Raw genomic sequence first — 8,213 nt, 5'->3', positions numbered from 1 at the left:
GGTCGTCAGATCGCCGAGCTATGCCCGGCTTTCGACAGATCATAGGCATCGAAATGGCGCGCGATCATCCTGGTCAGGGGGCGTGCCTTGACCGGAATGCGCAGCCCCTCCGCACTCACCTGAACCATGTCGCCGAAATGTTCGGCGCAGGTGGCGAACAGCGCGGACAGCTCCTCCGGATCGGCGCCGAAATCCTGCACCAGCTCTGCCGCGCTCACTTCGAAATCGCACATCAACGCCTCGATCAGCCGCGCGCGCATCTTGTCATCTGCGGTGAAGCGGTGCCCGCGCGAGGTCGAGAACCGATCCGCCCGGATCGCCGCCGTATGGGCCGAGGTGGCGGGCGCGTTCTGCGCATAGCCCTGCGGGAAGCGCGAGATCGACGACGCGCCGAGCCCGACCAGCGCTTCGGCCTGATCGTCGGTATAGCCCTGGAAATTGCGCCGCAGCTTGCCAGCCCTCTGCGCGATCGAGAGGCCGTCGGTCGGCAGGGCGAAATGGTCGATGCCGATCTCGTCATAGCCATCGGCCACGAACAATTCGCGCGCCACTTCGAACAGCTTCAGGCGTTCCTGCGGGGTGGGCAGGTGATCCGAGGGGATCATGGTCTGGCGTCGCGCCATCCACGGCACATGCGCGTAGCCGTATAGCGCCACCCGGTCGGGGCCGAGAGAGAGCAGCTTTTGCACCGAGTCCGCGATCTTCGTCGGCGTCTGATGCGGCAGCCCGTAGAGGATATCGGCGTTCAGGCTCGCGACATCGCGTTCGCGAATCATGTCGACCGCGGCCTTGGTGATCTCGTAGCTCTGATCGCGCCCGATAACGCCCTGAATCTGCGGGTCGAAATCCTGCACCCCGATCGAGGCGCGGTTCATCCCCGACTCGACCAGCGCATCAAGACGGGCTGCGTCGATTTCGTTGGGATCGATCTCGACCGAGAATTCCGCGCCTTCGCCCATCGGCACGGCATCGAAGACCGCATCGGCGAGGCGACGCATCATGTCGGCGGGCATCAGCGTCGGCGTGCCGCCGCCCCAATGCAGCCGCGACAGCGTGACGCCGGGAGCCAAGCGTTCCTTGAAAAGACGCAGTTCGGCCAGCAAAGTCTCGGCATAGGCGCGCACCGGTTCTTCGCTTTGCGTGCCTTGCGTGCGGCAGGCGCAGAACCAGCACAGCCGGCGACAAAACGGCACGTGCATATAGAGCGAAATGGACGCGCCTTCGGGGATCGCTTCGATCCAATGCGAGAATTCCATCGGCCCGACATCGCCCGCGAAATGGGGGGCGGTGGGGTAGCTTGTGTAGCGGGGCACCCGTGCGTCGAAGAGCCCGAGCCGGGTCAGTTGCGATTCCTGTTCCATAGGCGTATCTTTAGATGTAAGACGCGCAACAGAATTTGACCCAGATCAAGCAATATCCACATGGCACATGACGACGTTCAGCCGACTTCGCTCGCATGCGGAGACTGCCCGATCCAACATCGCGCGGTCTGCGCGCGCTGTGACGCAGACGAGCTCGCTCTGCTTGAGAAGATCAAATATTACCGAAGTTTTGAGGCGGGCCAGACGATTATCTGGGCCGGCGACCAGATGGATTTCGTGGCCTCGGTCGTCTCGGGCATCGCGACCCTGACGCAGACGCTCGAGGACGGGCGCACGCAGATGGTTGGCCTGTTGCTGCCCTCGGATTTTGTGGGCCGTCCCGGGCGCAACCGCGCCGCCTATAACGTGACCGCGACCACCGACATTCTGATGTGCTGCTTCCGCCGCAAGCCTTTCGAGGAGATGATGGAGCGCACGCCCCATATCGCGCAGCGCCTGTTGCAGATGACGCTCGACGAATTGGACGCCGCGCGCGAATGGATGCTGCTTCTGGGCCGCAAGACCGCGCGCGAGAAGATCGCCTCGCTGCTGTCGATCGTGGCGCGGCGCGATGCGTCGATCAACATGAGCCCGAGCGCCCGACATATGGTGTTCGATCTGCCGCTGACGCGCGAGGCGATGGCCGACTATCTCGGGCTGACGCTCGAGACGGTGAGCCGCCAGATGTCCGCGCTGAAACGCGACGGGGTGATCGAGCTGCAGGGCAAGCGCCATGTCACCGTCCCGGATATGGACCGGCTGCTGCTGGAAGCGGGCGATGACAGCGACGGCGGTTTCCTCATCTAAACGTCCGTCCGATCAGGGGGACACGCACTGCCGATAGGTGAGGGGCTTCATCGAGTCCCGCGTGATATCCTGACGCGAGAGATAGATGCCTGTGCTCGACAGGGTCAGCACGATGTCGCGCTGCCATTTTTCTCCTTCTCCGATAAAATTCCACGTCGCCCGCACCACGCGATCGGTCGCGCTGTCGATCTCAGTGAGCTTGGCCTGCGACTCGTAGAATTGCAGGCTGTCCGGTTTCACCACCATCAGGCCCTTGGCGTCATCGCGTGAGCTGTCGCAATCGGCTTTCGTTAGTCCCCAACGCCCGATCATGCCATCCGGCAGCGTCGTGGGCATCGCCCCGTCTTGTTTCGGCGCCATTTCCTGACAGGCGGCGAGCAGCGCGAGGCTGGCGAGAAGGGCGGGAAGCATGATGTGGCGGGTCATTGGGGGGCTCCGGTCTTTCGTCAGCCAGCCAACCCGCCAGTGCGGTTGGAGTTCCGCGCAGGGCAGGGATGTCGCGACAAGGTCGCGAATTCGTGCGGGTTCTGCCCCGGTTTCGGCACTGTCGTTAGGTAAATAAGGGTAGGCCCAACGAGGGAGGTCTTTATGCGTTTCCTGTTTGTCAGTGTCTTCCTCGTTGCCGCTCCAGGCCTGAGTGTGGCGCAGCCGTTGTCGCAGAGTATGGCGCAATGCTCGGGCCTGTTTCATGGCGTCGGCACGATGATGTCCGACCCCGCGCGGGCGGGAAAGCTCGACCGGGCGGGGATGATCTGGCGTGGCGCGGCGATCAAGCAGGCCGAGGCCGAAGGGCGCGCAGATGCTGCCAGCTGGGTCGCGGAACACCAGCGTGAAAGCTTTGACGACTGGCGTGGGCGCGGCAAGATGGCGGCCTTCTCGCAGGACTTTCGGGACTGGGCCAGCTATTGCCGGAAGCTGGGCAAGGCGAAGGGCATCGAAACCGACTTGCACCAATGAAAACGGCGCCCCGAGAGGCGCCGTCATCCGTCCTGAAAGGTGGCGCGCTCAGTGCGCCATGATCACCGGAACCTCGGCCATCTCGAGCATGTGGCGCGTCGCCCCACCCAGGATCGCTTCGCGGAAGCGCGAATGGCCGTAAGCCCCCATCACCACCGCATCGGCTTCGCTGTCGCTGATATGGCGGTTGAGCACGTCCGACACGCGCGGCATGGTTTTGGCCAGCACCGACACTTCGGCATGGACGCCGTGACGCGCCAGCATCTGGCTGAGTTGGCCACCGGGGTCGGAGCGCTCGGGCCCATGCGCCGGCGGGTCGATCACGGTGATATCGACCAGATCGGCCGATTTGAGGACGGGCAGGGCGGCGCGCACGGCGCGCATCGCCTCATGCGATTGATTCCACGCGATAACGACGCGCTTGGCGGGCATGTCGCCGTTATACCCGTCGGGCACGATCGCGACCGGAACCTGGCCCTCGAAGAGCGCGGCTTCGACCGCAGCCTCGATCTCCGGCCCGCGGCCCTCGCCATAGGGGCGGCCCATCACGACCAGATCGGCGAAACGGGCGCGCTGGCCGACAACGGTCGGCATCGCGCCGATTTGCGAGACGACCGCATCGACGCCCCAGCGGATGTCTTCGGAGTCGAGCCGCGCGCGCACCGCGGCTTCGGCATTGCGCGCATCATCCTGTGCGCGATCCATCGTTTCCTGCTGCACGAAGGCGGTCGCGCCTGCGTAATAATATCCGGTCTGCGTGCGATCCACACCGAGGCAGAGCACGTCGAGATGGGCGTCGCGCCGCCGGGCGACGGCCACGGCGGTATCGATTTGTGTCGCGGCCGCCTTGGGATCCGTGACGATCGTGAGAAGTGTCTTGTAAGCCATGGGTCCTGTCCTTGCGCCAAAAGCGAATAAGCATGTGAGACCAGAGACTAACCCGAAGAGATCGGCCGCACTTTGACGCGGATCAAGGGACGTGTTCGTCATATCACATAACTGCGACCGAATGGCGCACTGTGATCGCGAGCATTTGATGCAGATCAAGGCATCGTGCATACCCTCGGATCACAAGGACTCCAGTCAAGCCCAGGAGGATTCTCGGTTTACGAGGGTGCCGCAGGGGCAGACCAGACGAAGGGACGCACAAAATGTGGGATTATATCAAGCTGATCGCGCTTGGCCTTGTGGCGGTTCTGGCCGCCATTGCGGCCGGCTACGCGCGCGATCTTGCCTATCAGGTGAATGCCGTCGAGGTCATGCTGGCCGCGGCCATCGCATTCATCTGGGTGCTTCGCACCATGGGGAGCCGCCAGCCGGTGGCTCAGAACGAGTATTTCGACGGCGTGGTTCGCGCCGGGGTGATCGCGACGACCTTCTGGGGTGTCGTGGGCTTCCTGGTCGCCGTCATTATCGCCTTCCAGCTGGCCTATCCGGCGCTCAATTTCGAATGGGCACAGGGCTATCTGAACTTCGGCAAACTGCGCCCGCTGCATACGTCGGCGGTGATTTTCGCTTTCGGTGGCAACGCGCTGATCGCATCGTCGTTCTACGTGGTGCAGCGCACCTCGGCAGCGCGGCTGTTCGGTGGCAACAGCCTCGGCTGGTTCGTGTTCTGGGGCTATAACCTGTTCATCGTGCTCGCCGCGACCGGCTACATCCTCGGCGCGACGCAGTCGAAGGAATATGCCGAGCCGGAATGGTATGTCGACATCTGGCTGACGATCGTCTGGGTCGCTTATCTGCTTGCCTTCCTCGGCACGATCTTCAAGCGCAAGGAACCCCATATCTACGTCGCCAACTGGTTCTACCTGTCCTTCATCGTGACCATCGCGATGCTGCATATCGTGAACAACCTGTCGATCCCGGTCTCGTTCTTCGGTTCGAAGTCGGTTCAGGTCTTCTCGGGCGTGCAGGACGCGATGACGCAGTGGTGGTACGGCCACAACGCGGTGGGCTTCTTCCTGACCGCAGGCTTCCTGGGCATGATGTATTACTTCGTGCCGAAGCAGGCTGAACGTCCGGTCTACTCCTACAAGCTGTCGATCGTGCACTTCTGGGCGCTGATCTTCCTGTACATCTGGGCCGGTCCGCACCACCTGCACTACACGGCGCTGCCTGACTGGGCCTCGACGCTGGGCATGACCTTCTCGGTGATCCTGTGGATGCCCTCCTGGGGTGGCATGATCAACGGCCTGATGACGCTCTCGGGCGCATGGGACAAGCTGCGCACCGATCCGATCATCCGTATGATGGTGGTGTCGGTCGGCTTCTACGGCATGTCGACCTTCGAAGGCCCGATGATGTCGATCAAGGCGGTGAACTCGCTGTCGCACTACACCGACTGGACGATCGGTCACGTGCACTCGGGTGCGCTCGGCTGGAACGGCATGATCACCTTCGGCATGCTCTACTTCCTCGTGCCGCGTCTGTGGGCGCGTGAAGGGCTCTACTCGCTGAAACTGGTCAGCTGGCACTTCTGGCTCTCCACCATCGGGATCGTGCTCTACGCCGCTTCGATGTGGGTCGCCGGGATCATGCAGGGCCTGATGTGGCGCGAAGTGGACAGCCAGGGCTTCCTCGTGAACGCCTTCGCCGACACCGTGGCCGCCATGCATCCGATGTTCGTGGTCCGTGGTCTGGGCGGTGTGCTCTACCTCACGGGTGGCATCATCATGGCCTACAATCTGTGGATGACCGTCGCTCGTCAGCCGCGCGTGGAATCGCGTTCGGTTGCCGCCGTGCCGGCTGAATAAGGAGAGGAACAGATGGGACTTCTCGACAAGCACAGTGTTCTTGAAAAGAACGCCACGCTCCTGCTGATCTTCGCCTTCCTGGTCGTCACGATCGGCGGCATCGTGGAGATCGCACCGCTCTTCTACCTCGAAAACACCATCGAGGACGTCGAAGGGGTGCGGCCCTACACGCCGCTGGAGCTCACCGGGCGCGATATCTACATCCGCGAGGGCTGCTATGTCTGCCACTCGCAGATGATCCGCCCGATGCGCGACGAAGTGGAGCGTTACGGCCATTACTCGCTGGCAGCGGAGTCGCAATACGACCACCCGTTCCAGTGGGGTTCGAAGCGGACGGGGCCCGACCTCGCCCGCGTCGGCGGCCGCTACTCGGATGCCTGGCATGTGGATCACCTGACCAATCCGCAGTCGGTCGTGCCGGAGTCGGTGATGCCGAAATATGGCTTCCTGCTCAATCGCATGGTCGATCCCGCGCATATCGACGAGCGGCTCTCGACCGATGCGATGGTGGGCGTGCCCTATACCTCGGACATGATCGAGAACGCCAAGGCGGACTTTGCCGCTCAGGCCGATCCGAACAGCGACTATGACGGGCTGATGGAGCGTTATCCCAACGCGACGAACGTCCGTAACTTCGACGGTCGCCCGGGCATTTCCGAGATGGACGCACTCGTCGCCTATCTGCAGGTGCTCGGCACCATGGTCGATTTCTCGACCTTCGAACCCGTGGCCAGCCGGTAAGGGGAGCTGATCAATGGACTATCACATCTTCAGGGAATTCGCGGACAGCTGGTTTCTGATCTTCATGTTCGTCTTCTTCCTGGCCGTCGTGGCCTGGGTCTTCCGGCCCGGTTCGCGCAAGACCTACGAAGATACGTCCGAGATCCCGTTCCGGCACGAAGACAAACCCGCCAATGCCTCGGAGGCCGGCGAAAGCCGGTCCTCCAAGGACTGACGGCGCCACGTTGTAAGGAGGCGTGGAGAACATGAGCAAAAGACCAAGCAAGCACAAGCACGAGGTCGAGACCACGGGTCACCAGTGGGACGGCATCGAGGAATACAACAATCCGCTGCCCAAATGGTGGCTGTGGACCTTCTATGCCTGCGTCATCTGGGGGATCGGTTACTCGATCGCGATGCCGGCATGGCCGATCTTCAAGTCCGGCGCGACGCCGGGGATCATGCACTCGTCGACCCGCGCGAATGTGCAGGCCGATATCGACAAGTTCGCCGCGGCGAACAAGCCGATCCAGGAGAAGCTCGTCTCGGTCGATCTCGACCAGATTTCGAGCGATCCCGAGCTGAACAACTACACCCAGAACGCCGGTGCGGCCGTGTTCCGGACCTGGTGCGCGCAGTGCCACGGTGCGGGTGCGGGCGGCAACTCGAACCTGGGCTATCCGAACCTTCTCGACAGCGCATGGCTGTGGGGCGGCACGATGGAGGACATCCATTTCACCGTCACGCACGGCATCCGCAACGAGACGGACCCGGATGGCGAGGCGCGTTACTCGGAAATGCCCGCGTTCGGGCGTGACGAGATCCTCGAGCCCGCGCAGATCGACCAAGTCGTGCAATATGTCCGCAAGATTTCGGGCCAGGAGCATGACGAGGCAATGGCCGCCGAAGGCGAGACCGTCTTCGTGGACAACTGCACGGCCTGTCACGGTGAAGAAGGTAAGGGCGACCCGATGATGGGCGCGCCGAACCTCACCGATGCCGTCTGGCTCTATGGCGGTGACGTCGACACGCTGACCTACACGGTCACCAATGCCCGTTACGGCGTGATGCCGAACTGGAACGAGCGTCTGTCGGAAGCGGATATCCGCGCCGTGGCGGCCTACGTTCACAGCCTGGGCGGCGGCCAGTAACGGTCGAAATTACAGAGATCCCGCGGGGCTTTGGTCTGGCGGGTCGCACCGGCACCCCGTCCTGTTCGCGCGTTTCCTGGGGGTGCCGGTGCCCAATTTCAGAGGGCCCCCGTCGCGGGGCCCTCTCGCTTGTCGAGGGTTACCTATCACCTATCTTGGGGTCATCTTTGGGCAAAACAAGCTCCGCGCTGGTCTTTGCACGCCGATGTGAACGCCGATGAGTGCGGGCCGCCGGCAGGCTGGAGCGCTGATCGAGGCCCGTGGCGATGGTGAAGCTCTGCGCCCAGATCCCGATCATTTCCACATCTCCCGAAACCGTTGGCGCAGCGAGGGGCGCGGTCCGCGACGGCGCTGGCGCGAGTCTATCGGGTCCGTCAGGTGCGGCCAGTTGCTTTGCGGTGGGTAGAGGTCCATGCGGGCGAGCAGCATCAGCGTGTCGGGTGTAACTCTATCTTTCATGT

10 protein-coding genes are annotated in these 8,213 nt (G+C 62.9%); 6 read left to right on the top strand and 4 right to left on the bottom strand.

Going from position 1 to position 8,213, the window contains the following annotated elements; genetic code table 11:
* Positions 1-5: 5 nt before the first annotated feature.
* Positions 6-1,361, bottom strand: coding sequence for an oxygen-independent coproporphyrinogen III oxidase (gene hemN, locus AXZ77_RS15225; RefSeq protein ID WP_098411804.1), 1,356 nt, complete (start codon positions 1,359-1,361; stop codon positions 6-8).
* A 60-nt stretch (positions 1,362-1,421) separates the two neighbouring features.
* Here hemN and fnrL point away from each other — a divergent pair, with 60 nt between their 5' ends.
* Complete coding sequence (gene fnrL, locus AXZ77_RS15220; protein WP_098411803.1) at positions 1,422-2,168, top strand: transcriptional regulator FnrL; 747 nt, start codon at positions 1,422-1,424, stop codon at positions 2,166-2,168.
* Between the two features lie 12 nt (positions 2,169-2,180).
* On the opposite strand, the gene AXZ77_RS15215 is transcribed toward fnrL, so the two are convergent.
* Entirely contained in the window at positions 2,181-2,594 is a 414-nt protein-coding gene (locus AXZ77_RS15215) for a hypothetical protein (RefSeq protein WP_098411802.1), read from the bottom strand.
* Positions 2,595-2,756: 162 nt separating this feature from the next.
* Here AXZ77_RS15215 and AXZ77_RS15210 point away from each other — a divergent pair, with 162 nt between their 5' ends.
* Positions 2,757-3,125 carry a hypothetical protein gene (locus AXZ77_RS15210; RefSeq protein ID WP_098411801.1) on the top strand — a complete coding sequence of 123 codons (369 nt, stop codon included), beginning with the start codon at positions 2,757-2,759 and terminating at the stop codon, positions 3,123-3,125.
* A 48-nt stretch (positions 3,126-3,173) separates the two neighbouring features.
* Here AXZ77_RS15210 and AXZ77_RS15205 read toward each other — a convergent pair whose 3' ends face one another.
* On the bottom strand, positions 3,174-4,013 hold the full coding sequence (locus tag AXZ77_RS15205; protein ID WP_098411800.1) for a universal stress protein: 840 nt from the start codon (positions 4,011-4,013) through the stop codon (positions 3,174-3,176).
* Positions 4,014-4,276: 263 nt separating this feature from the next.
* Here AXZ77_RS15205 and ccoN point away from each other — a divergent pair, with 263 nt between their 5' ends.
* Genes ccoN through ccoP form a run of 4 tightly spaced genes read left to right on the top strand, consistent with a single transcriptional unit; the run spans position 4,277 to position 7,752 of the window.
* Positions 4,277-5,881: a cytochrome-c oxidase, cbb3-type subunit I gene (ccoN, locus tag AXZ77_RS15200; RefSeq protein ID WP_078604652.1), complete on the top strand. Its 1,605-nt coding sequence runs from the start codon at positions 4,277-4,279 to the stop codon at positions 5,879-5,881.
* Positions 5,882-5,893: 12 nt separating this feature from the next.
* The gene (ccoO, locus tag AXZ77_RS15195; protein ID WP_078548271.1) at positions 5,894-6,622 is read left to right on the top strand and encodes a cytochrome-c oxidase, cbb3-type subunit II; all 729 of its coding nucleotides are present in this window, start codon (positions 5,894-5,896) and stop codon (positions 6,620-6,622) included.
* Positions 6,623-6,635: 13 nt separating this feature from the next.
* Positions 6,636-6,836, top strand: a complete 201-nt coding sequence (locus AXZ77_RS15190) for a cbb3-type cytochrome c oxidase subunit 3 (RefSeq protein ID WP_078520404.1) — start codon at positions 6,636-6,638, stop codon at positions 6,834-6,836.
* A 31-nt stretch (positions 6,837-6,867) separates the two neighbouring features.
* Positions 6,868-7,752 carry a cytochrome-c oxidase, cbb3-type subunit III gene (gene ccoP / locus AXZ77_RS15185; protein ID WP_098411799.1) on the top strand — a complete coding sequence of 295 codons (885 nt, stop codon included), beginning with the start codon at positions 6,868-6,870 and terminating at the stop codon, positions 7,750-7,752.
* A gap of 294 nt (positions 7,753-8,046) precedes the next feature.
* Here ccoP and AXZ77_RS19625 read toward each other — a convergent pair whose 3' ends face one another.
* Positions 8,047-8,211 (bottom strand): hypothetical protein, encoded by a 165-nt coding sequence (locus AXZ77_RS19625; RefSeq protein ID WP_176536051.1) that lies wholly within the window; start codon positions 8,209-8,211, stop codon positions 8,047-8,049.
* Positions 8,212-8,213 lie beyond the last annotated feature (2 nt).

The sequence above is a fragment of the Thioclava sp. ES.031 genome (genome assembly GCF_002563775.1).
Lineage (GTDB): Bacteria > Pseudomonadota > Alphaproteobacteria > Rhodobacterales > Rhodobacteraceae > Thioclava.
The sequence above is the reverse complement of the archived record's forward strand: the minus strand, read 5'-3'. Positions and strand labels throughout refer to the sequence as shown.